Source organism: Nocardia inohanensis NBRC 100128 (genome assembly GCF_001612945.1).
GTDB classification, from domain to species: domain Bacteria; phylum Actinomycetota; class Actinomycetes; order Mycobacteriales; family Mycobacteriaceae; genus Nocardia; species Nocardia inohanensis.
In genome coordinates, this window is the sequence record NZ_BDBK01000016.1 from 315369 (window position 1) to 337587 (window position 22219).

General features: G+C 67.8%; 24 protein-coding genes. 11 read left to right on the forward strand and 13 right to left on the reverse strand.

The genetic code is table 11. The annotated features are described in order from the left end of the window. Nucleotides 1-93: 93 nt before the first annotated feature. From NI1_RS29595 to coaD, 3 genes are all read left to right on the forward strand, one after another. Complete coding sequence (locus NI1_RS29595; RefSeq protein WP_067827133.1) at nt 94-3498, forward strand: pyruvate carboxylase; 3405 nt, start codon at nt 94-96, stop codon at nt 3496-3498. Then, on the forward strand, nt 3495-4061 hold the full coding sequence (rsmD, locus tag NI1_RS29600; RefSeq protein WP_067827136.1) for a 16S rRNA (guanine(966)-N(2))-methyltransferase RsmD: 567 nt from the start codon (nt 3495-3497) through the stop codon (nt 4059-4061). Before NI1_RS29595 ends, rsmD begins: the two co-directional genes overlap by 4 nt. 192 nt (nt 4062-4253) lie before the next feature. Continuing rightward, entirely contained in the window at nt 4254-4739 is a 486-nt protein-coding gene (gene coaD, locus NI1_RS29605; RefSeq protein WP_067827139.1) for a pantetheine-phosphate adenylyltransferase, read from the forward strand. A gap of 54 nt (nt 4740-4793) precedes the next feature. Here the strand turns inward: coaD and NI1_RS29610 are convergent, their stop codons facing one another. Together NI1_RS29610 and NI1_RS29615 are read right to left on the reverse strand one after the other, a co-directional pair. After that, nucleotides 4794-5699, reverse strand: coding sequence for a putative endonuclease domain-containing protein (locus NI1_RS29610; protein ID WP_067827142.1), 906 nt, complete (start codon nt 5697-5699; stop codon nt 4794-4796). Between the two features lie 237 nt (nt 5700-5936). After that, the gene (locus NI1_RS29615; RefSeq protein WP_084523913.1) at nt 5937-6452 is read right to left on the reverse strand and encodes a GtrA family protein; all 516 of its coding nucleotides are present in this window, start codon (nt 6450-6452) and stop codon (nt 5937-5939) included. Nucleotides 6453-6780: 328 nt separating this feature from the next. Between NI1_RS29615 and NI1_RS29620 the strand changes: the two genes are divergently transcribed. The 6 genes from NI1_RS29620 to NI1_RS29645 all read left to right on the forward strand — a co-directional run bounded on the left by NI1_RS29620 (nt 6781) and on the right by NI1_RS29645 (nt 10821). After that, the gene (locus tag NI1_RS29620; RefSeq protein WP_067827144.1) at nt 6781-7527 is read left to right on the forward strand and encodes a DivIVA domain-containing protein; all 747 of its coding nucleotides are present in this window, start codon (nt 6781-6783) and stop codon (nt 7525-7527) included. 136 nt (nt 7528-7663) lie between these two features. After that, complete coding sequence (locus NI1_RS29625) at nt 7664-8302, forward strand: YceD family protein (protein WP_067827146.1); 639 nt, start codon at nt 7664-7666, stop codon at nt 8300-8302. Nucleotides 8303-8304: 2 nt separating this feature from the next. Then, nucleotides 8305-8487, forward strand: a complete 183-nt coding sequence (rpmF, locus tag NI1_RS29630) for a 50S ribosomal protein L32 (RefSeq protein WP_067711232.1) — start codon at nt 8305-8307, stop codon at nt 8485-8487. Nucleotides 8488-8507: 20 nt separating this feature from the next. Next, entirely contained in the window at nt 8508-9275 is a 768-nt protein-coding gene (gene rnc, locus NI1_RS29635; protein WP_067827150.1) for a ribonuclease III, read from the forward strand. Between the two features lie 6 nt (nt 9276-9281). After that, nucleotides 9282-10139: a bifunctional DNA-formamidopyrimidine glycosylase/DNA-(apurinic or apyrimidinic site) lyase gene (gene mutM / locus NI1_RS29640; RefSeq protein ID WP_067827153.1), complete on the forward strand. Its 858-nt coding sequence runs from the start codon at nt 9282-9284 to the stop codon at nt 10137-10139. A gap of 100 nt (nt 10140-10239) precedes the next feature. Continuing rightward, nucleotides 10240-10821, forward strand: a complete 582-nt coding sequence (locus NI1_RS29645) for a dihydrofolate reductase family protein (protein ID WP_067827156.1) — start codon at nt 10240-10242, stop codon at nt 10819-10821. Between the two features lie 90 nt (nt 10822-10911). Here NI1_RS29645 and NI1_RS29650 read toward each other — a convergent pair whose 3' ends face one another. From NI1_RS29650 to NI1_RS29685, 8 genes are all read right to left on the reverse strand, one after another. After that, entirely contained in the window at nt 10912-11364 is a 453-nt protein-coding gene (locus NI1_RS29650) for a DUF350 domain-containing protein (RefSeq protein ID WP_067827159.1), read from the reverse strand. Between the two features lie 40 nt (nt 11365-11404). Beyond that, nucleotides 11405-12571 (reverse strand): glutathionylspermidine synthase family protein, encoded by a 1167-nt coding sequence (locus NI1_RS29655; RefSeq protein WP_067827161.1) that lies wholly within the window; start codon nt 12569-12571, stop codon nt 11405-11407. Further along, entirely contained in the window at nt 12571-13446 is an 876-nt protein-coding gene (locus NI1_RS29660) for a hypothetical protein (protein WP_245663463.1), read from the reverse strand. The genes NI1_RS29655 and NI1_RS29660 overlap by 1 nt, the downstream gene beginning before the upstream one ends. A gap of 27 nt (nt 13447-13473) precedes the next feature. Continuing rightward, nucleotides 13474-13755 carry an acylphosphatase gene (locus NI1_RS29665; protein WP_067711244.1) on the reverse strand — a complete coding sequence of 94 codons (282 nt, stop codon included), beginning with the start codon at nt 13753-13755 and terminating at the stop codon, nt 13474-13476. Beyond that, entirely contained in the window at nt 13752-14216 is a 465-nt protein-coding gene (locus NI1_RS29670; RefSeq protein WP_067827165.1) for an OsmC family protein, read from the reverse strand. The genes NI1_RS29665 and NI1_RS29670 overlap by 4 nt, the downstream gene beginning before the upstream one ends. Before the next feature lie 344 nt (nt 14217-14560). Further along, a complete protein-coding gene (locus tag NI1_RS29675) occupies nt 14561-15226 on the reverse strand; it encodes an HAD family hydrolase (protein WP_067827167.1) in 666 nt (221 codons plus the stop codon). A gap of 109 nt (nt 15227-15335) precedes the next feature. Further along, a complete protein-coding gene (locus NI1_RS29680) occupies nt 15336-16010 on the reverse strand; it encodes a maleylpyruvate isomerase family mycothiol-dependent enzyme (protein ID WP_067827782.1) in 675 nt (224 codons plus the stop codon). A 20-nt stretch (nt 16011-16030) separates the two neighbouring features. Continuing rightward, entirely contained in the window at nt 16031-16687 is a 657-nt protein-coding gene (locus NI1_RS29685; RefSeq protein ID WP_067827169.1) for a mycothiol-dependent nitroreductase Rv2466c family protein, read from the reverse strand. Nucleotides 16688-16762: 75 nt separating this feature from the next. Between NI1_RS29685 and NI1_RS29690 the strand changes: the two genes are divergently transcribed. Both NI1_RS29690 and NI1_RS29695 read left to right on the forward strand, forming a co-directional pair. Continuing rightward, nucleotides 16763-17200, forward strand: coding sequence for a MarR family winged helix-turn-helix transcriptional regulator (locus tag NI1_RS29690; RefSeq protein WP_067827172.1), 438 nt, complete (start codon nt 16763-16765; stop codon nt 17198-17200). A 137-nt stretch (nt 17201-17337) separates the two neighbouring features. Further along, complete coding sequence (locus tag NI1_RS29695) at nt 17338-18531, forward strand: cytochrome P450 (RefSeq protein WP_067827174.1); 1194 nt, start codon at nt 17338-17340, stop codon at nt 18529-18531. Between the two features lie 6 nt (nt 18532-18537). On the opposite strand, the gene NI1_RS29700 is transcribed toward NI1_RS29695, so the two are convergent. Genes NI1_RS29700 through NI1_RS29710 form a run of 3 tightly spaced genes read right to left on the reverse strand, consistent with a single transcriptional unit; the run spans nt 18538 to nt 21925 of the window. Continuing rightward, nucleotides 18538-19239: a response regulator gene (locus tag NI1_RS29700; RefSeq protein WP_281179517.1), complete on the reverse strand. Its 702-nt coding sequence runs from the start codon at nt 19237-19239 to the stop codon at nt 18538-18540. Beyond that, entirely contained in the window at nt 19236-21731 is a 2496-nt protein-coding gene (locus NI1_RS29705; RefSeq protein ID WP_067827177.1) for a DUF4118 domain-containing protein, read from the reverse strand. Before NI1_RS29705 ends, NI1_RS29700 begins: the two co-directional genes overlap by 4 nt. After that, nucleotides 21728-21925: a hypothetical protein gene (locus tag NI1_RS29710; RefSeq protein WP_067827179.1), complete on the reverse strand. Its 198-nt coding sequence runs from the start codon at nt 21923-21925 to the stop codon at nt 21728-21730. The genes NI1_RS29705 and NI1_RS29710 overlap by 4 nt, the downstream gene beginning before the upstream one ends. Between the last annotated feature and the right edge of the window lie 294 nt (nt 21926-22219).

A 22219-nucleotide genomic window follows, 5' to 3' on the forward strand; every position in this document is an offset into this window, starting at 1 on the left:
CAAATTCGCAAATGGCCGGGGTGTGACTGTGAAGATTGCTGCGAACGGGACTTCGATGCCCGAACGAGATGCGGGGGCAGGTACCTTAGGCGAATGTTCTCCAAAGTCCTGGTCGCCAACCGCAGTGAAATCGCCATTCGCGCATTTCGTGCAGCCTACGAACTCGGCATCGGAACGGTGGCGGTCTTCCCGTACGAGGATCGCAACTCCGTGCACCGGCTCAAGGCCGACGAGGCGTATCAGATCGGAACGCCCGGGCATCCCGTCCGGGCGTACCTGTCCATCGAGGAGATCATCAACGCGGCCAAGTCGGCCGGCGCGGATGCCGTCTACCCCGGTTACGGTTTTCTTTCCGAGAACCCGGACCTGGCCGCCGCCTGTGCGCGCGAGGGCATCACCTTCATCGGGCCGTCGGCCGAGGTACTGGAGCTGACCGGCAACAAGGCGCGCGCCATCGCCGCCGCCAAGGCCGCCGGGCTGCCGGTGCTGAAGTCCAGTGAACCGTCCGCGAACGTGGACGAGCTGGTGACCGCCGCCGAACAGATGGAGTTCCCGGTCTTCGTGAAGGCCGTCGCCGGTGGCGGCGGGCGCGGAATGCGCCGGGTCGCCGATCGGGCGCAGCTGCGCGAGGCCATCGAAGCCGCCGCGCGCGAGGCCGAATCGGCGTTCGGTGACGCCACCGTGTTCCTGGAGCAGGCGGTGATCAACCCCCGCCATATCGAGGTGCAGATCCTCGCGGACCAGCAGGGCAATGTCATCCACCTGTACGAGCGCGACTGTTCGTTGCAGCGCCGCCATCAGAAGGTGATCGAGCTCGCGCCCGCGCCGAACCTGGATCCCGCACTGCGCGACCGGATTTGCGCCGATGCCGTGGCGTTCGCCAAGCAGATCGGGTACTCGTGCGCGGGCACCGTGGAGTTCCTGCTCGACGAGCGCGGCAATCACGTGTTCATCGAGATGAACCCGCGCATCCAGGTCGAGCACACGGTGACCGAGGAGATCACCGATGTCGACCTGGTGCAGTCGCAGATGCGGATCGCGGGCGGCGAAACCCTCGAAGACCTCGGGCTGAGCCAGGATTCGATCCACATCCGCGGCGCGGCCTTGCAATGCCGCATCACCACCGAGGATCCGGCCAACGGGTTCCGGCCCGACACCGGCCGCATCACCGGCTACCGGTCGCCGGGCGGCGCGGGCGTGCGGCTCGACGGCGGCGCGAACGTCGGCGCGGAGGTCGGGGCCTACTTCGACTCCATGCTGGTCAAGCTCACCTGCCGCGGACGGGACTTCTCGACCGCCATCGCGCGCGCTCGCCGGGCCGTCGCCGAATTCCGTATTCGTGGCGTGACGACCAATATTCCGTTCCTGATGGCGGTGCTGGACGATCCGGACTTCCGGGCGGGCAAGGTCACCACCTCGTTCATCGACGAGCGACCGCAACTGCTCACCTTGAAGAGCTCCGCCGACCGGGGCACCAAGATCCTGCAATACCTGGCCGATGTCACCGTCAACAAGCCGCACGGCACCCGGCCGACCAAGGTGTACCCGCACGACAAGCTGCCCGCGCTCGATATGACCCAGCCGCCGCCGGCCGGATCGCGGCAGACCTTGCTGGAGCTGGGGCCGGAAGGGTTCGCGCGCTGGCTGCGCGATCGCAAGGGGGTGGCCGTCACCGACACCACCTTCCGTGACGCGCACCAGTCGCTGCTCGCCACCCGGGTGCGCACCAACGGCCTGCTCGATGTGGCGGGACATGTGGCGCGGATGACGCCGGAGCTGCTGTCCATCGAATGCTGGGGCGGCGCAACCTATGACGTGGCGCTGCGCTTCCTGTACGAGGATCCGTGGGAGCGGCTGGCCGCGCTGCGCGAAGCCGTGCCGAACATCAACTTGCAGATGCTGCTGCGCGGCCGCAACACCGTCGGTTACACGCCGTACCCCGAAAAGGTCACGCGCGCTTTCGTTTCCGAGGCCACCGCGACCGGCATCGACATCTTCCGCATCTTCGACGCCCTCAACAATGTCGACCAGATGCGGCCCGCCATCGACGCCGTGCGCGAAACCGGTACGGCGGTAGCGGAAGTCGCCATGAGCTACACCGGCGACCTGTCGAACCCGAACGAGAACCTCTACACCCTCGACTACTACCTCAAGCTCGCCGAGCAGATCGTCGAGGCCGGGGCGCACGTCATCGGCATCAAGGACATGGCCGGTCTGCTGCGGGCTCCGGCCGCGCACACGCTGGTCACCGCGCTGCGCAGCGAATTCGATCTGCCGGTGCACGTGCACACCCACGACACCCCCGGCGGTCAGCTGGCCACCTATCTGGCGGCCTGGCAGGCCGGTGCGGATGCCGTGGACGGTGCGTCGGCGCCCATGGCGGGCACCACTTCTCAGCCCGCGCTCTCGGCAATCGTCGCGGCGGCGGCCAATTCGCCGCACGACACCGGGTTGAACCTCCAGAACGTCTGCGATCTGGAGCCGTACTGGGAGGCGCTGCGGAAGGTCTACGGGCCCTTCGAATCCGGCCTGCCCGGCCCGACGGGTCGCGTCTACCACCACGAGATTCCGGGTGGCCAGCTGTCGAACCTGCGCCAGCAGGCCATCGCGCTGGGTCTCGGTGACCAGTTCGAAGAGGTCGAGTCCAAATACGCTGCGGCGGACCGTCTCCTGGGCCGCCTGGTCAAGGTCACCCCGTCCTCCAAGGTCGTCGGCGACCTCGCCCTGGCGCTGGTCGGCAGCGGCGTCGACGTCGAGGACTTCGCGAGCGATCCCGGCCGCTACGACATCCCCGACTCCGTAATCGGTTTCCTGCGAGGCGAACTCGGCACCCCCGCCGGCGGCTGGCCCGAACCGTTCCGCAGCCGCGCCCTCGCCGGTCGCGGCCCCGCCAAGCCGGAAACCCAGCTCACCGCCGCCGACGAAGCGGGCCTGAACGGCAGCTCGGCCGACCGCCGCGCCACCCTCAACCGCCTGCTGTTCCCCGGCCCCACCGCCGAATTCCTCGCCCACCGCGAGAAGTTCGGCGACACCACCGGCCTGTCGGCCAACCAGTTCTTCTACGGTCTGCGCCACGACGAGGAACACCGCGTCCAGCTGGAGAAGGGCGTCACCCTCCTCATCGGCCTCGAAGCCATCTCCGAGCCCGACGAACGCGGCATGCGCACCGTCATGTGCATTCTCAACGGCCAGCTCCGCCCGATCACCGTCCGCGACCGCTCCATCGCCAGCGAGGTCCCGGTCGCCGAGAAGGCCGACAAGACCAATGCCGGCCACATCGCCGCCCCCTTCGCCGGCGTGGTCACCCTCGCTGTCTCCGAAGGCGATTCGGTCTCCGCCGGCGACACCATCGGCACCATCGAAGCCATGAAAATGGAGGCCGCCATCACCGCTCCTCGCGCCGGTACCGTCCGCCGCGTAGCGATCAGCAAGGTCCAGCAGGTGGAAGGCGGCGACCTCCTGGTCGAGGTCAGCCTCACCGAGGCCGCCGCGGAATGACCCGCATCGTGGCCGGCACCGCCGGCGGGCGACGACTCCGTGTCCCGCCCGCCGGCACCCGCCCCACCTCCGACCGAGTCCGCGAGGCCCTCTTCAGCCTCCTGCACGCCCGCATGGACTTCGAGAACATCCGCGCCCTCGACCTCTACGCGGGCTCCGGCGCCCTGGCCCTGGAAGCCCTGTCCCGCGGCGCATCCCACGCCCTGATGATCGAATCCGACCGCAAGGCCGCCGCCGTCATCAAGTCCAACATCACCGACCTGTCCCTCTCCGGCGCCGAACTCCGCCTGGCCCCGGTCTCGGCCGTCCTGGCTGCGAAACCCCCCAGCGCCCCCTACGACCTGGTCTTCTCCGACCCGCCCTACGCCCTCGAAGCCGAGGCCGTCCACGCCGATCTCCAAGCCCTCGCCGACAACGGCTGGCTCCACGACGAAGCCCTCGTAGTAGTCGAACGCTCCACCCGCTCCCCGGCAATCGACTGGCCGAAGGCCTTCACCCCCTTGAAGTCCCGCGACTACGGCGAGACCCGCATCGACCTCGCCGAATACGAAGCGGCCAGCTGACTAACCGCAGTGATTGCGCGATCGCGACGATATCACCGTCGTCGAAGTAAAGGCCGCGGCTACGGCGGATCTCCGCAAGGCGTTGTCCGCGGACCTCGGACAGGAGTTCCTGCTTTCCAGCAGCTACGACTTCCTTTCCACCGGGATCTCGCCGCCGTCGGTGACCAGCGCGGTATGCGGTAGCGTTCGGCCATGGCTGGAGCACTGTGCCCGGGGTCGTTCGACCCGGTGACCAATGGACATCTCGATGTGATCGCGCGGGCGGCCGCGCAGTTCGATGAGGTGGTGGTGACGGTGGTGGTCAATCCGAACAAGCAGGGGATGTTCACGATTGACGAGCGGATGGAGATGATTCGGGAGGTCACGGCTCATTTGCCCAATGTGCGGGTGGAGTCCTGGCGGGGGTTGCTGGTGGACTTCGCGAAGCGGGAGGGGATCACGGCGATTGTGAAGGGGCTGCGGGATGCTACCGATTTCGGGTACGAGCTTCAGATGGCTCAGATGAATCGGAAGCTGACGGGGGTGGATACGTTCTTCATCGCTACCAATCCGCATTATGGTTTCGTGTCCAGTTCGCTGGTGAAGGAAGTTGCGGCTTATGGCGGGGATATCGCCGATCTGCTGCCGGCCGCAGTGCACAAGCGGTTGCTGGAGCGGATCGCGGAGCGGCAGAAGTGAGATAGCCGGTGGGCGCGTGGGGGAGTGCGCCCACCGGTCGAACTGGGGGTGAAATCACAAGGGGTGGATGGGGATTGGTCGGGGTTCGGGGGCGACGGCGGGGATGATGCGGCCGTCGGGGCGACGGCGGCCGGCGCGGGCCAGGGCGGCGGCCAGGCGGGTGCCGGCGGTGGGGGCGAGCAGGTCTTTCCAGGTCCAGCGGACCACCTCGAAACCCAGTGCGCGCAGATAGGTTTCGCGGATCTGTTCGCGGCGGATGAGTTCGGCGGGGTCGAGGCCGGGGCGGATGAGTCTGCCGTACCGGGTGGCGCCGTCGAATTCGCAGAGGACACCGGCGTTTTCGTAGTAGAAGTCGACCTGGGCCACGAAACGGCCGTCGGGGGTCAGGACATTGCCCTGGGTGCGTGGGGTGGGCAGGCCGAGGCGGTGAATCATGATGCGGCTCAGGGATTCACCGAGGCTCTGGCTGCGCCCGTCCAGCAGGCTCGTCACCTTCCGGGCTTTGGCTATGCCGTGGCGGCATCTGGCCCGTTCGACCTCCTCGGCGAGGGATTCGGGGGTCAGGGCGAACATGCCGACCAGGGCGTCACCGGCGACCACGGCCGCGTCGAACGGAAGCGAAAGCGCCAGATCGACGACGGTGCGGGCGGGGGTGGTGACGAGCAGGCCGTCCACCTCGGCGGCCGAATCGACCGGCGAGCCATGGACTTTGGTGAAGGGGCGGACTCGCCCGCCGCCCCGGCGATTGCGGGTGAGGCAGACGCGTTCCAGCGGCGCGTGCCAGAGCGCGGTGCCGTACACCACCGCCGCCGATTGATGGCTGACGATGGATTGGCCCGGCATTTCCGGTAGCACCGCGTCGATCAGCAGGCGATGCCGCTCCCGGCGGCTGTGAATCGTCGGGGTCTGACAGCCCTCGGTGAGCTTGCGGGTCAGCATCTTCGATGCGCAACCGGTCATTCGGCCGCCTCACCCGAGCGGCCCGGTCGCCGGCCGTGCCGCGGCATCGTCGCGCAGCCGCGGCGGGCCGGGCGTTGCGGTCTGGGCCCGGCCGTATCTCGCCGTCCCCCAAGGCATCCGCGTCCTCGCACCATCGGAACTCCTCTCCTGGATCGGATCCGTTGAGAGTTTGGACGCGGCACGCCCGCGAACGGTTCCGGTGAATCGGAAGAGGAGTTCCGGTGGATCAGGAGGGAATCAGAAGACCCAGAGCCGCAGGGTCAGGAAGCGCAGGGTGCCGACCGCCGCCGTCACCGCGAGCACCGCCGCGGCCTGCGCCAGATCGGTGAGCCCGGGCGCGGTGGTCTCCAGTACCGCCAAAGCTCCCGCCGTGATGGCCAATCCGGCCAGCGCCAGTCCGCCGCCCTCGAGCTGCGCGGTGAACCACCGCACCCGCCCGGCCGCGTGGAAGGTCAGCCGCCGGTGCAGTTCATTGGCGACCGCGGTGGAGACGATGGACCCGGCCAGGTTGGCCAGCTGCGGCCCGCCGCCGTAGAAGGCGAAGAACAGCAGCAGGTAGCCGATATTCGACAACCCGCCGACCAGGGCGAAACGAATGAGCTGGGCGAACGCGGCCTCGCCGCGCAGCCAGGCGCCGAGCTGTCCGCTCCAGCGTGCCCCGGCGACGCGTGCGGCCTCGATGCCGTACGCGTAGGTGTGAGCCAGGGTGGGGACCGGCATTACGGCCCGCTGCGGGATGTCCAGGACAGCCATCGTCATTTCCCATCGAACACGTCGGGCGGTAGCCCGGCAGAGCGTTCCACTTCCTTCTGCTTGTTCAGCATTGACTGAACAAAACGAACTGTCAACCGCGGGAGGCTTCGCTGCCTCGGTCCAGCACTTAGTTACTTCTAAGAATTTAACACTAACTGGAGGCGTTTCCTCCAGTTGTTTTTGTGGTCTGTGAAACAGCTCTCCGACACGCCGGATAGGACCGGGCGTCAACGCCCGAAGCGGGGCAGACTGGCGACAAGGCGAGCGGCTCGCCGCACACAGCACTGGCGGCAGGGTCGCAGTACCGGCAGGAGAGTGGGGAAGCAGCATGTACCGGGTATTCGAAGCGCTCGACGAACTCGTGGCCATCATCGAAGAGGCGCGGGGCATTCCGCCGACTCGTAATTGCATCGTGCCGCGCGGTGAGGTGCTCGAACTGCTCGACGACGTCCGTGAAGCGCTGCCCGGCGAGCTGGATGACGCCCAGGACGTCCTCGACCATCGCGACAAGATCGTCACCGATGCCCGCACCGCCGCCGACACCACGGTGAGCAGCGCCAACGCGCAGGCCCACGACACCGTGACGGGCGCCCGTGACGAGGCCGACCGCATTCTGGCCGACGCCAAGGCGCACGCCGATCGCATGGTCGCCGAGGCCCGCGCGCACGCCGAACACCTGGTGAGCTCCGCCGAGGCCGAGGCCGAGCGGGTCGTCGCCGACGGCAACAAGGAGTACGAGGACGTCACCGGCCGCGCCCGCATCGAGGCCGATCGCATGATCGCCTCCGGCCAGGCCAGCTACGACCGCTCGGTCGCGGAAGGCAAGGCCGAACAGGAACGCCTGGTCTCGCAGACCGAAGTGGTCCGCGCCGCGCACACCGAATCCGCCCGGCTCATCGACGCCGCCCAGGCCGACTCCGACCGCCTGCGCGCCGAATGCGACGACTACGTGGACGGCAAACTCGCCGACTTCGAGGAGACCTTGCAGAGCACGCTGCGCGTCATCGGCCGCGGCCGGCACCAGGTGCGATCCGGTACGACCGTGCCGGATTACGCCGCCGACTTCCGCCGCTAGCCGCCGCGCCCCCTCGGAACCCCTTGCCCCACAGCCCGGCCCAGGCCGAGCTGTGGGCGGTTTGAGTGCGGCCGGACCGCTTCGGTATTGTTGAGTGGTTGCCCATTCCACCCTTTACCCCGAGGTGAATTCGTAGATGCCCGCTGATTCCGGTTCCGGTTCGCGTCGTCGCCATATCCCGGCCGACGTGGGCTTCGTGCTGGACGTGCGCAGTCTCGGCCGAGCCCCGGGTTCGCGGAAAGATCTGCACCGCACCGTCACCACCGAAGAGAAGATCGGCCTGGATCTGGTCGCGATTCCCGTCGGTGCGCAGGTCGAACTGGATCTGACGTTGCAGTCGGTATCCGAGGGTGTACTCGTCACCGGCACCGTGACCGCGCCCATCGCGGGCGAGTGCACGCGCTGCCTGGAGCCTTTCACCGACGAGATCGAGTTGCAGCTCACCGAGCTTTTCGCCTACCCGGACAGCGCTACCGAGCAGACCACCGAGGAAGACGAGATCCCGCGCCTGATCGAGGACACCGTCGATCTGGAACCGGTGATCATCGACGCCGTCGGTATGGAACTGCCTTTGCAGCCGCTGTGCGAAGACGACTGCGAGGGACTGTGCCCGGAATGCGGCATACGGATGGCGATTGCGGAATCCGGCCATACCCATGAGATACTTGACCCTCGCTGGGCCGGGCTCGCGAATTTCGCGGTCGAATCCCCTGGTACGGGTGCCAATGGCACGCTGCCAAAACAGTCAGCCGAAACAGATTCAGAGGAGAACTAGTCGTGGCCGTTCCGAAGCGCCGGATGTCTCGTGCCAACACCCACGCACGGCGTAGCCAGTGGAAGGCCGCCGCGCCGACCCTGATCACCTGCCCGAACCGCGCCTGCGGCCAGCAGACCCTCCCGCACATCGCGTGCCCGTCCTGCGGCACCTACAAGGGCCGTCAGGTCACCGCGGCGGTCTGATCCGCCCGATCATCACCGACGTGACCGCCAGCAAGGACGCTGCCGAAGTCCCCGCCGTGGGTGACGCAGCAGACCACGCCAGCCTGCTCGAGGCGCTCGGCGTAGACGTGCAACCGGATCTTCTGCGCCTGGCGCTGACGCACCGGTCGTACGCCTACGAGAACGGTGGGCTGCCCACCAACGAGCGCCTGGAGTTCCTGGGCGATTCGGTGCTCGGCTTGAGCATCACCGAACGCCTCTACCTGGAGCATCCCGACAAATCCGAGGGTGAGCTGGCGAAGCTGCGCGCGAGCGTGGTCAATATGCACGCGCTCGCCGAAGTGGCGCGCGGGCTGGGCGAGGGCGGTCTCGGCCGTCACCTGCTGCTCGGTAAGGGCGAAGAGCTCACCGGCGGCCGGGACAAGCCGAGCATCCTCGCCGACGGCATGGAGTCGCTGCTGGGTGCCGTGCATTTGCAGCACGGCATCGAAGTGGCGCGAAATGTCGTGCTGCGTCTGTTCGCCGCATTGCTCGAGCGCGGACCCCGTATGGGTGCCGGGCTCGATTGGAAGACCAGTCTCCAGGAGTTGACCGCCGAGCGTGGCATCGGCGTGCCGGCCTACGAGATCACCTCCACCGGACCCGATCACGACAAGGAGTTCACCGCCACGGCGGTGATCGGCGGGAAGGGTTACGGCCAGGGGGTGGGCCGCTCCAAGAAGGAAGCGGAACAGAAGGCCGCGGGCGCTGCCTATCAGGCGTTGATCGCCGAGAACACGCCCGAGGGTTCGGATTCGGCCAAGAGCTAGCGCCGGATGCCGGAACTTCCCGAAGTCGAAGTCGTGCGGCGCGGGCTCGCCGAGCATGTGGTGGGCCGCGTCGTCGATTCGGTTGCCGTCAAGCACGAGCGGTCGGTGCGGCGGCATATCCTCGGCGGGGACGATCTCGCCGCCCGATTGACCGGTTTGCGTGTGGAGTCCGCGAACCGGCGGGGCAAATTCCTGTGGCTCACCTTCGACGAGCCCGATACCTCACTCGTCGTGCATCTGGGCATGAGCGGGCAGATGCTGGTGCAGCCCGCCGGCGCGCCCGTGGAGAAGCACGCGCACATCATCGCCCGGCTGGATAACGGCAGCGAACTGCGGTTCGTGGATCAGCGCACCTTCGGCGGGTGGATGCTGTCGGATCTGGTGCAGGTCGACGGGACCTGGGTGCCCGAGTCCGCGGCGCATATCGCGCGCGACCCGCTGGATCCGCTCTTCGATGCCGATCGCGTGGTGAAAACCTTGCGCGGCAAGCAATCCGAGATCAAGCGGCTGCTGCTGGATCAGACCGTGGTCTCCGGCGTCGGCAATATCTACGCCGACGAGGCGCTGTGGCGTGCCCAGATCCACGGCGAGCGCCCGGCCGCCAAGCTGACCAAGCCCGCGCTGCACAAACTGCTGGTCGAGACCCAGCAGGTGATGGCGGAGGCGCTGCTGGCCGGCGGCACCTCCTTCGACGCCCTGTACGTCAACGTCAACGGTCAATCCGGCTACTTCGAGCGCTCCCTCAACGCCTACGGCCGCGAGCACGAACCGTGCCGCCGCTGCGGGGCGCCCATGGTGCGCGAGAAGTTCATGAACCGCTCGTCGTTCTCCTGCCCGCGCTGCCAGCCGCGCCCGCGCAACTGACCCGGTCAGCGGTATGGTCCGGGCGGAGCCTCCCTACTGAAGGGCTTGACGCGCTACCGTTTTCACAGCGGCATCGGGTGATGCCGGCCGGAGGAAACTGATGCGCAAACTGACCTACTACGTCGCGGCGACGATCGACGGGTTCATAGCCACCGATGAGGGATCGGTGGACTTCTTTCCCGTCGGGGGTGATCACGGGCCGGCGATCATCGCGCAGTATCCCGAGACGCTGCCGACCAAGGTGCGCGAGGCGCTCGGGGTAGACAAGCCCAGCCACAATTTCGACACCGTGATCATGGGCCGCAAGACACACGATTTCGGGGTGCGGACGGGGACCTCGAGCCCCTATTCGCACCTGCGGCAGTTCGTGGTCTCCACAACACTTCCCGAGGCTCCCGCGTCGGATGTGGAGCTCATTTCCGGTGATCCGCTCGCGCGGGTGCGAGAACTCAAGCGGGAGAAGGGACTCGGCATCTGGTTGTGCGGCGGCGGTGAGCTGGCGCGGGAGCTGCTGCCCGAGATCGATCAGGTCTTCCTGAAGCTCTACCCGATCGTGCTTGGCAAGGGGCGGCCGCTCTTCGGCGAATGCGCCCGCCTGCCCGATGCCGCCCGCTTCCGCGTGCTGACCAGCCGCGTATTCGAGGACGGCGTGGCGTTCATCAAGTACAGCCGGATCCGCTAGACCCTCGTCATCCCGGCATGCTCTAAGCCGGGATCCACAACCTGGCGAACCGTGTGGATTCCGGCTTAAAGCGTGCCGGAATGACGGGGGTCAGAGAATCGCGACGGCTACGACCAGACCGAGGGCGAAGTGCGCGGCGGCGACGACCAGCGCCTCGGTGGTGAATTCGGGCTTCTTCAGCACCTCACCGATATTGATGCCGAAGGCGAGCTCCAGCACGCGCACCGACACCACCTGCGCCACGATGCCGACCAGGCCGTAGATGGCGGCGGCGATGAGCCCCTCGCCGAGCTTGCCGGCCGAGGAGTAGATGGCCAGCACCACGATGAACGCCATCGACAGCATGCCCGCCGCGCTCACGACGACCGCGTTCGGCAGCCCCTGCGCCACCATGGCGCGCAGGCTGCCGGGCGTGGTCAGGTCGACGGCGTAGAAGCCGACGAGCATGAGCACCAGGCCGACCAGCGCGTAGAGGAGGATCGCGCCTACGCCACGGCCGAGCGAACTCCAGTACCCCGCTTCGAGCGCGAGAGTGGTGGTCATTCTTGGTCCTCCAGGGTGGTGGGTCGAACTGGTAGTGGGGTCAGGACTGCGGGATGCGATGCGGGACGAAGGCCGCGCCGTCGTCGGTGATCAAACCGGCGGTTTCGCGGATGCCCAGCCCGGCGGAGGTGTCGCCGACGATCCAGGCGCCCAGCACGGGCCGCATCCCGTCGAATTCCGGTAGCGGGTCCAGCAATTGGTAGACGTAGCCTTCGGCGCCGTACACGCCGCCGGTGGCGGTCTCCAGGCCCGCGCCCACGATGGTCATGTTCGCGCCCTCGCGGCCCAGCTTCGGTTTGCGAATGTACTCGGTCAGCTCGTGCGGATCGTCGAGGTAGGTGGGGAGCAGGTTGGGGTGTCCCGGGTACATCTCCCACATGACCGCGAGCAGGGCCTTGTTGGACAGCAGCGTCTTCCACAGCGGTTCCAGCCACATGGACTGCGGCAGCGATTGCACGACCCGCTTGCCGAAGTCGTCGTCGAGGACCCATTCCCACGGGTAGAGCTTGAAGATCGAATCGACGGGCGCTTCGGCCAGATCCACGAAACGTTCGAGCTCGGTATCGAATCCGAGCTCCTCGATGGGCAGCGCGATGGTGTCGAAGCCGGCTTCGGCGGCGGTCTCCTGCATGTACGCGGTGGTGACATTGTCCTCACCGGAGGCGTCGGCGCCGGACCAGGTGAAGTGCAGTTCGGCGGTCGGCAGCAGCTCGCGCACCTCGCCCCAGCGTTCGACCAGCTTCTCGTGCAACGAATTCCATTGATCGTCGTCCGGGTGCGTGTCGGTCAGCCAGTGCCACTGCACGATCGCCGCCTCCAGCAGGGAGGTGGGCGTATCGGCGTTGTACTCCAGCAGCTTCGCCGGTCCGCGCCCGTCGTAGCGCAGATCGAAGCGGCCGTAGATGTGCGGATCGGAGCGCTTCCAGGAGTTGGCGATGTGTTCCCAACTCCATTGCGGCAGACCGAAATCGGCGAAGCGTTCGGTGAGCACGATCTGTTCGACGGCGTGCAGGCACATGGTGTGCAGCACCTCGACCTGGGCTTCCAGCGCCAGGATCTCGGCCATGTCGAACTCGTAATGCACCGATTCGTCCCAGTACGGGCGCGGCTGCCCGGAGGCGTCGCGGCCGGGCGAACCGTAAACCAGCCCTTGGCTTTCGATGATCTGCTGCCAGCCCGGACGGGGCGTGCCGCGTACCCGCCGCATTACGAGCCGCCGCCGCTCGACTTGGAGCCGAGCCCGCCGCGCTGGATGGTGGTGCCGCTCTTGGTGGTGATGCTCGCGCCCTTCGGTTTCACCGTGGTGCCGCCGCTGGGCGCCTTGCCGATGGTGTTGTTGCCGCCGCCGTAGTAGTAGCGGTACTGGCCGCCGTTGAAGATGTAGATGCCGCCGCCGTGATAGGTGCCGGAAGTGCCGGAGGCGGTGGCCTTCTGGCAGCTGTCGTCGGGCACCACGATCTCCTGATCGTCGTGGTCGGCGGTGATGGTCTGCCCGTTGCCCAGATCGACCACCTGCCCCTTCTGGGCGACGATGGTGCAGTAGGCGGTGACGTCGGGCCCGGTGAGCGCGCTGTAGGCGAGATAGCCGCCGCCGACCAGGCCGGCCACGCCGACCACCGCGATGCCGCCGATCAGCAGCTTCTTGCGCTTCTTCCGCTTGTTCTCGGCCGCGTCGGCCTCCGCGCGCTGCTGCTCCTCGGCGCGCTTGCGCGCCTTGTCCCGGGCGCGCGCCTCGGCCACCGACGGCGGGCGCGGCTGGGTGACCCCGGCCTCCTGCCGCGACATGCTGCCGCGCTTGGGGGCGGGGGGAACCGCGGGGACCGGCGCGCCCGGCACGGGCATACCGGGAATCGGCGCGGCCTGGGTGCCCGGCGCGGGCGCGGTGGGCGGGTACGGATACGGCGTGGTGGGCGCGTCCGGAGCTGGGCCCGGCGCGTCCGGAATCGCCTCGTTGGGGAGTTTGTGGGTGGTCTCGGTCGGCCCGGTGTCGGATGCCGTCAGCCGCGAATCATCCTCGGCGGGACCGTTTTCGGAGGGGCGATCCGGATCGTCCGGTTTGCCGCCGAAGCGTTCAACGGCCAACGATCGACTCCTTGAACTCTCCGCGCACTAACGCTCCTCGAATCCGCTCATACCGCCCTGTGGGGTGCCCCAGTCTTCCACAACCAGGTCCACCCGCCCCGGAGTATTCCCGGAACGTAGCAGGGTGAGCAAGGATTCGCAGTCGGCCCGCGCGCCTTCGGCGATCACGTGCACCCGGCCGTCGCGATGGTTGCGCGCGTACCCGGTGAGCCCGAGCTCGAGTGCCCGCGACCGTGTCCACCAGCGGAATCCGACCCCTTGGACGGTTCCGTGCACCCAGGCGCTGAGCCGCACCGGGCCGCCCGTCATTCGTCGATCTTGAAGGTCAGATTGACCGTGGTCCCGGCCTTCAGGGTCCGGCCCACCGTGCACACCCGGTCGATGGAGCGCTGCGCCGCGACCAGCAAACGCTCGCGGGTGGCCTCGTCCAGCTCGCTGAGATCCAGTTCCAGGACCTCGTTCAGCTCCGGGTACACCTCGTTCTCCCGATCGGCGTCCCCCGAAACCCGCACCGTGGCATCGAAGCTCTCGCCCAGCTTGCGCGAGAGCGTGAAGTCGGCGCTCAACCCGGTGCACCCCGCGAGCGCGATCTTCAGCAGCTCACCCGGCGTGAACGCGCCCGGCACGCCCTGCGAGGCGATCAGCACCTCGCCGCCGCGGTTGTTGCGGCCGGTGTAGGCGCGCGGCCCGGTGCGCTCGGCCCACAGCTCTACCGGCTCGGCGGTGGTAGCTGGGGCGACGGTCTGCGGTGCGGCGGTCTGCTCGGACATAGCCACGATCCTCCCATTAGCTCGGCGCGCCCGGTGCGAGGGTCATCCGCGCATACCGGACATCGCCCGCGTGTGCCTCCGTGGCGGGCGCTACTCGTCCGCCGCAGAGTCGGAAACACCCGCGCCCGCACGCGAATTCCGCCGTGGTGACGCAGGTCGCGCCGGGCTGCGAACCGTTCCGGCTGACCGGTGAGATCCGGCCAGAGCAGGCCAGGCTACGAGGGGTGTGGCGTGCCACGTGGGGCGGCGTACGGGACGCGCTCGAGCCGGCCGGGAGATCCCGCGCCCGATCTACCCGCGGTGCTCATGGCGTAGGGGCGTACCGCGGTGCGCGGCCGGGCTCGTCAGCTGATGAGGGCGTTGATCAGTTCGGGGGTGAGTTCATTCAAGCCGGTGTCCGCGGTGTAGGCGGCCAACGCCATGGCATCTGGGGCCGGGGGATAGCGGTGGTGCGGGACGGCGATAACCGTCATACCCGCGGCGGCGGCCGAGCGGAGGCCGTTGCTGGAGTCCTCGATCGCCACGCAGAGCTCCGGGGCGATGCCGAGCCCGGCGGCCGCGGCGAGATAGCCGTCGGGGGCGGGCTTGCCACGTTCGACCTCCTCGGTGGAGACGGTGGTGTGGAACAGGTCTCGCACACCCATGTGCCCGAGCACCACGTCGATCAGGCGGCGGGGTGAGGAACTGGCGAGTCCGAGTGGGTAGTCCGCGCCCAGTCGCCGCACGGTGTCCACGGCGTCGGGCAGCAGCGGGAGATGGTCGGCGTAGCGGTCGGCCATCCAGGTGATGACGTCGTCGGCGACCTGGTCCGGGGTGCGTTTGCCGTCGAGGAGATCGGTGCTGAGGTAGTTCGCCCATTCGGCGGTGCTCATGCCCATCAGCCGGTCCTGGGTGCCGGGCAGCCAGCGGCCGTGCAGCTCGTCGATATAGCCGCGGCGCACCTCTTCCCAGATCGGTTCGGTGTCGATGAGTACGCCGTCCATATCGAAGACGATGGCTGCTGCTGGCATGCGTCCCATCGTCGCTGATCGCCCACTCGATGGTCCGCGCGCCCCGCCGCCCCGGCCGGCGCCGTCGACTCCACCCCGCCGGGCGTCGCCGGCGCCGGCCATGCGCGGGCTAGCCTCGAGGTGGTGGGGCGTCGGATCCGGCGGGTGCGGGTTGGAGCCGGGCGCGCAGGATCTCCACGCCCGGACCGGATACTTGCGCGAATCCGGCTGGGCGGCAGGTGATCAGGAGCAGCAGCGCGAGCATCGGCCCGCGAATCTCTGCGCCGCTGCCGTGACTCCAGCCGGTGTCGGTGGCGACGAGGCGCAGTCCGTCCAGCCGATGCTTGTCCCACACCGGTCGCCCGACCTGCACGGCCCGGTCGGCCGCGGCGGCCGCGGCCTCGGGCGCCACCGGCAGGGTGCGGCCCAGTGGGATGGCGATGTCCTGTCCGTGCACGATGCTGTCGAAGAGGATATTGCGATAGTTGGTGAGCTTCGGCAGTTTCCGCGAGGCCGCGTGCGCGCGCAGCAGGGCGACCGGCTCGAAGTCCGGGTCCTGCGCGAAATGCCGGGTCAGCATGTCGACCATGCGGTTGTAGTCGCCTCGGGCGCGGAAGGCGAAGGGCAGCAGTTTGATCAGCGGCGGAGCCACCGGGGTTGCGGCCACGTGCAGGGCGACCGTCCGCACGCTCCAGCCGGTGCAGAGCGATGGCGTGCGCAGTTCTTCCGGGGAGAGCTGTTCCACCAGGTCGGCGATGGCCAGCCGCTGCTGTTCGATTACCTGCCAACTGGATTCGCGATCCATGACGGTCACCTCACTGGGATTCAATGGAAGTCGAGGACCGGACGCCGAGTTCGCTTGAGCTCGAAGAAGTCCGGGTAGGCGGCGAGCGCTTGCACTGATTCGAACAGTGCTACCGCGTGCGCACCGCGCGGGACCGAGGCCAGTACCGGGCCGAAGCAGGCGTGGCCGTCGATGCGCAGCACCGGGGTGCCGACATCTGCCCCGACGGTGGCGATGGCCTCGTCGTGGCTGGCGTACAGCGTCGCGTCGTAGCGGTCGGTGCGGCCGGCCGCGGCGAGCGCGGCGGGTAGCCCGGCTTCGAAAAGTCCTGCGGCGATGGCTTTTTCGAGCAGTTCGGACCAGGGGCGGGGATCGCGGCGGCCGCGCAGCACCACGTCGGTGTGCTCGGGGGCGAACAGGAATCCGGCTGCGGCGGAGTAGAAGTCGCGTAGCGACTGCTCGCCGTAGAGCTGCTGGACGGCGGCGGCCACCCGGGTCATATCGGTGGCGCGCCGGATCTGGCGGCGCTGGTCGGGGGCCAGGCGCTGCCCGGCGTTGAGGCGAGCCAGGCTCATCAATCGCAGATGTAGTTCGAGGGGTTGCCGGCGGGCGACCTCGCCGAGCCAGCGATAGGCGATCCAGGTGTAGGGGCAGGGCGGATCGACGAAGAGTTCGACGTATGGGGTGGGTGCCGACATCGGGTGCCTCCCGTAGTATTAGTCAGCGTGTCTGACTAATATAGTCAGAGAGTCTGACTATCGTCAAGGAGTGGAATGGCCGCCGACGAGCTGAATGTGGGCCTGTTGATGATGATCGCCCACCGCTCCATGGAGAGCCGGATCTTCGATGCCCTGGCCGAATCCGGGCACGGCGACATCACGGTGGCGCAGGGCCGGCTGGCCGCGCAGATCGACCCGGAGGGCACCCGGCTGACCGTGCTCGCCGAACGCGCACAGATCACCAAGCAGACCGCCGGCTTCCTGATCGATCAGATGGAGCGGACCGGCTACGTGGAACGGGTGCCGGACCCCACCGACGGCCGGGCCCGGCTGATCAAGCTGAGTGCGCGCGGGCAGGCCATGGCCGATTTCTCGAACCGTATCGCCACCTCGATCCAGGACGAATGGGCCGCGCATCTGGGCCCGAAGCGCATGGGGCAGTTGCGCGATGCCCTCACGAGACTGCGCGAGATCGCCGACCCCTACCTATGACCCTGTCCGTGCTGTCTATTCACTGACGCGGTGTCCATTCAGTGAGACGGCCCCCGGGAACCGCCGTGCGAATCACCACCGCTCGCTAGCGTCGGGCGTGGAAGCCGAACACTCGCAAGTGAATACCGAGGTGGGCCGTGAGCACGGTCGAGGACATCTACGATCCGCAGCTGTACGTGGACGGGCCGATCCACGAGATCTTCGCCGAACTGCGCCGCACGCAGCCCGTGTACTGGCAGGACATGCCCGGTGAACCCGGCTACTGGGCCGTCCTCAAACACGCGGACGTCGCCCACGTGGCCCGTAACCCGCTGCTGTTCTCCGCCGAACGCGAGGGCGTGATCCTGGAGAACCAGCCCCCCGAACGACTCGAGCAAACCCGCAACATGCTCCTGATGATGGACCCGCCCCGCCATACCGAATACCGCAAACCCCTCGCCGAACACTTCAAATCCCGTGTGATCGGCGACCTGGCCGACCGCATCCGCGAATTGACCCGCGCCCTGCTGGAAAACGTGGACGGCGAAGTCGAATTCGTCCACGACGTAGCCGGAGTCCTGCCCAGCCAAGTGGTGGGCGGCCTCTTCGGCATCCCCGCCGAAGACTGGCCCAGCCTCCGCCGGTGGGCCGAACAATCGGTCAGCCAACAGGATCCGGACCTGGTGGGCGATTTCGACGCCACCGCCGAGGTCACCAAAATGGCCATCTACGCCATCCAATTCTCCATGCGCCGCCGCACCGAACCTCCCGCCGCCGACCTCACCTCCCTGATCCTCGCCGGCAATTTCGGCGGAAACCCCATGTCCGACCTGGAATTCGGCAGCTTCTTCACCCAGTTGGTGACAGCAGGCAACGACACCACCAAAACCATGCTCTCCTCGGGCCTGCAACTGCTGCTCCAGCACCCCGCCCAGCTTCAGGCCCTACGCGACAACCCGTCCCTCATCCCCGGCGCGGTGGAGGAGATCCTCCGCTACGCCAACCCCCTGCACTACTTCCGCCGTACCGCCACCGCCGACACCGAAATCAACGGCACCCCGATCAAATCCGGCGACAAGGTAGCCATGTGGTACACCTCCGCCAACCGCGACGAAGACGTCTTCGCGAACCCTCAAACCTTCGACATCCGCCGAAACCCCAACCCCCACCTCTCCTTCGGCCTGGCCCAGCACTTCTGCCTCGGCGTCCACCTGGCCCGCCTGGAAGGCCGCATCTTCTTCGAAGAACTCCTCACGACCTTCCCCGCCATCGAACAGACAGGTGACGCCAAGCGCATCCGCTCCAACCTCAACAACGGCCTGAAGTCCCTGCCCCTGCGCCTGTCCCGTTGAGCGCCTTCACAACTGGAAGCGGTAGCCCATGCCGGCTTCGGTGAGTAGGTGCTTGGGGTTCGAGGGGTCGTCTTCGAGTTTGCGCCGCAATTGAGCGAGATACACGCGGAGGTAGTGGGTTTCGGTGGCGTAGGCGGGGCCCCAGACTTCGCGCAGGAGTTCGCGGCGGCCGACCAGCTTGCCGCGGTTGCGGACGAGCATTTCCAGGACGCCCCATTCGGTGGGGGTGAGGTGGACGGTCTTGCCGTGGCGGATTACCTGTTTGGCGGCGAGATCCACTGTGAAGGAGGGGGTTTCGATGACCGGTTCGGCGGGTTCGGTGGTGGAGGCGGAGCGGCGGACGGCGGCGCGGAGGCGGGCCAGCAGTTCGTCCATGCCGAAGGGTTTGGTGACGTAGTCGTCGGCTCCGGCGTCGAGGGCTTCGACCTTGTCGGAGGAGTCGGTGCGGGCGGAGAGGACGATGACGGGGGTGGAGGTCCAGCCGCGCAGGCCGGCCAGGACTTCGATGCCGTCCATGTCGGGGAGGCCGAGGTCCAGGACGACTACGTCGGGGTGTTTCTCGGCGGCCGCGCGCAGGGCCGCCGCGCCGTTGGCGGCGGTGGTGACCTCGTAGCCGCGGACGGACAGATTGATACGCAGGGCGCGCAGGATCTGTGGTTCGTCATCGACGACCAGGACTTTGATCGGCGCGGCGGCCGGGTTGCTCACTGAGGCTCCTGTTCGTTGCCGGCGGGGAGGTCGATGACCATTGTCAGGCCGCCGCCGGGGGTGGGTTCGGCGTGCACGGTGCCGCCCATGGCGTCCACGAAGCCGCGCACGACCGAGAGGCCGAGGCCGACGCCGGTGGAGTTGTCGCGGTCGCCGAGGCGCTGGAAGGGTTCGAAGAGCTGGTCTTCCAGGCCGGTGGGGACGCCGGGGCCGGAGTCGACGACGGTGACGGCGACGCGTTCGCCGGTGCGTTCGGCGGCCACCTGGATCGGGGAGTCGCCGGGGGAGTAGCGGACCGCATTGTCGATGAGGTTGGCCAGGACCCGTTCCAGCAGACCGGCATCCGCGGTCACCGAGATGGCGTCGACATTCACCTTCACCCGGTCGCGGGCGGTGCGGCGCAGGCCGCGGGTGCCCATGCTCATCAGGGCGTGATGCACCACCTCGTCGAGGTACACCTCGCGCATCTGCGGCTGGATCACGCCGACCGCCAGGCGGGAGGAGTCGAGAAGGTTGCCGACCAGCGTGGTCAGCTGATCCACGGATTCCTCGATGGTTTCCAGTAATTCGGCGGTGTCCTCGGGCGAGAACTCGACATCGTCGCTGCGCAGGCTGGAGACCGCCGCCTTGGCCGCGGCGAGCGGGGTGCGCAGATCGTGGCTGACCGCCGACAGCAGGGCGCGGCGCAGTTTGTCGGCCTCCAGCACCGCCTGCGCGGCACTGGCCTCCTCGCGCAATCGCTTCTGATGTACCAGTCCCGCGGCCTGATTCGCGACCGCCCCCAGCACCATGCGGTCGGCGGCGGAGAGCGAGTTGCCGCACAGCAGCAGCCAGTGCATATCGTCGCCGGCTTCGAGTGCGGTCTCGGCGTCGCACACCTTGGTCGCGGGATCGGCACCGACGGAAGCGATCACCTCCTGATCGGTGATCAAACTGACCGAGTTCTGGTTGAAGGTTTCGCGCGCCCGCTCCAGCAGCGCGGGCAGATCCGCCCCGTGCAGCACCGCGCCCGCGAACAGCGTCAGCAGCTCGGCCTGCCGGGATGCCTTGCGCGCCTCGCGAGTTCGCTTGGCCGCCACATCCACCAGCGCCGCTACCGCCACCGCGACCACCAGCAGCACCACGATGGTGAGGAAATTGTCGAGCTCGGCGATGGTGAGGCTGTAGCGCGGCTCGGTGAAGAACCAGTTCAGCAGAATCCCGGAGAGCAAGGCGGACAGGGCCGCCGGGGCGACGCCGCCGAGCAGTGACACCGCGATGACGCCGATGAAGAACAGCGCGCTCTCGCCGCCCAGATCCAGCCATTGATCCAGCCACAGCAGGATGCCGCAGATCGCCGACGGCACCACCAGCGCGGCCAGCCACGAACCGAGCAGTCGTTCGCGCGGGGCGAGCGAGGACCAGCGGAACCCGGGATTGGCTTCCTCGTGGGTGACCATATGCACGTCGATCTTCCCCGACTCCTGCACTACCGATGCGCCGATGCCCTCGTCGAGCATGCGCGCCCAGCGGGAGCGCCGCGAGGTACCGAGCACCAGCTGGGTGGCGTTCACCTGACGCGCGAATTCCAGTAGCGCCGTGGGCACGTCCTCGCCGGTGACGGTGTGCAGGCCGGCGTCGAGTCCGGTGGCCAGATCACGCAGCCGGTTCAGCCGCTGCGTCGACACCCCGGCCAGCCCGTCCCCGCGCACCACGTGCACCACGATGAGTTCGGCACTGGATTTGGCCGCGATCCGGCTGGCCCGCCGCACGATGGTCTCCGATTCCGGGCCGCCGGTCACCGCCACCACGACCCGCTCCCGCGCCTCCCAGGTGTCGGTGATCTTGTGGTCTTCCCGGTATTTGGCGAGCGCCGCATCGACCTGATCGGCCAGCCACAACAGCGCCAGCTCACGCAGCGCCGTCAGATTCCCGGGCCGGAAGTAATTGCGCAGCGCCGCGTCCGCCCGATCGGCGGCATACACGTTCCCGTGGGAAAGCCTGCGCCGCAACGCTTCCGGCGTGATGTCCACCAGCTCGACCTGATCGGCCTGGCGAACCACCCAGTCCGGCACGGTTTCCCGCTGCACCACCCCGGTGATCTGCTGCACCACGTCATTGAGGCTCTCGAGATGCTGCACGTTCACCGTGGAGATCACATCGATCCCCGCGTCCAGGATCTCGTGCACATCCTGCCACCGCTTCTCGTGCTTGCCGCCGGGCACATTGGTGTGCGCGAGCTCATCCACCAGCACCACCGCCGGCCGCCGCCGCAGCACCGCCTCCACATCCAGTTCCGGCATGCTCGTCCCGCGATACTCGATCAGCTTCGGCGGAATCCGCTCGATCCCGGCCAGCAACTCCGCGGTCTTGGCCCGCCCGTGCGTCTCGACCACGGCCGCGACCAGATCGCGTCCGCGTTCGAGCCGCCGGTGTGCCTCCGAAAGCATCGAGAACGTCTTGCCCACACCGGGGGCAGCGCCCAGATAGATGCGTAGTTGACCGCGTTTCACTCGTCCATCATCGCGGGTAGGCCGCGCGGACTCGGACGGGCCGCGCGGGTGCGGTCACGATTCGCCTCGGCGGCGGCCAGGGTGCGCAGCAACATCGCGGCAGCCACGAAGCCCAGAATCACCATCAATGTGACCGCTAAATCCGGCACGGCCTGCTCCTTGTTCTCGTGGGTGGGGTGGGCGCGGATGCGCATGGGGTGCGCACCCGGGCGTGTCCGTTCTACCGCCGGCACACCGGAATCGCCTGGTCCTGACGGTTTCTTTACGGGTACCGGACGGTCCTTGACGAGATCGCGACGACACACCGGGAAATCCGTATGTGGAACGTCAAGGCGACGCTTCGCGGCGCTAAGAACCCGTAAAGGACCTCGGAATCGCCCCTATCGAACGCTTGACTCGCTCCGGCGCACCTTGCGGTGCGTCATCGACGTAGAGAGGTTTCGATACATGTCCGTCGTGGTGTTCACGGTGCTGACGGTGGCGTTGTT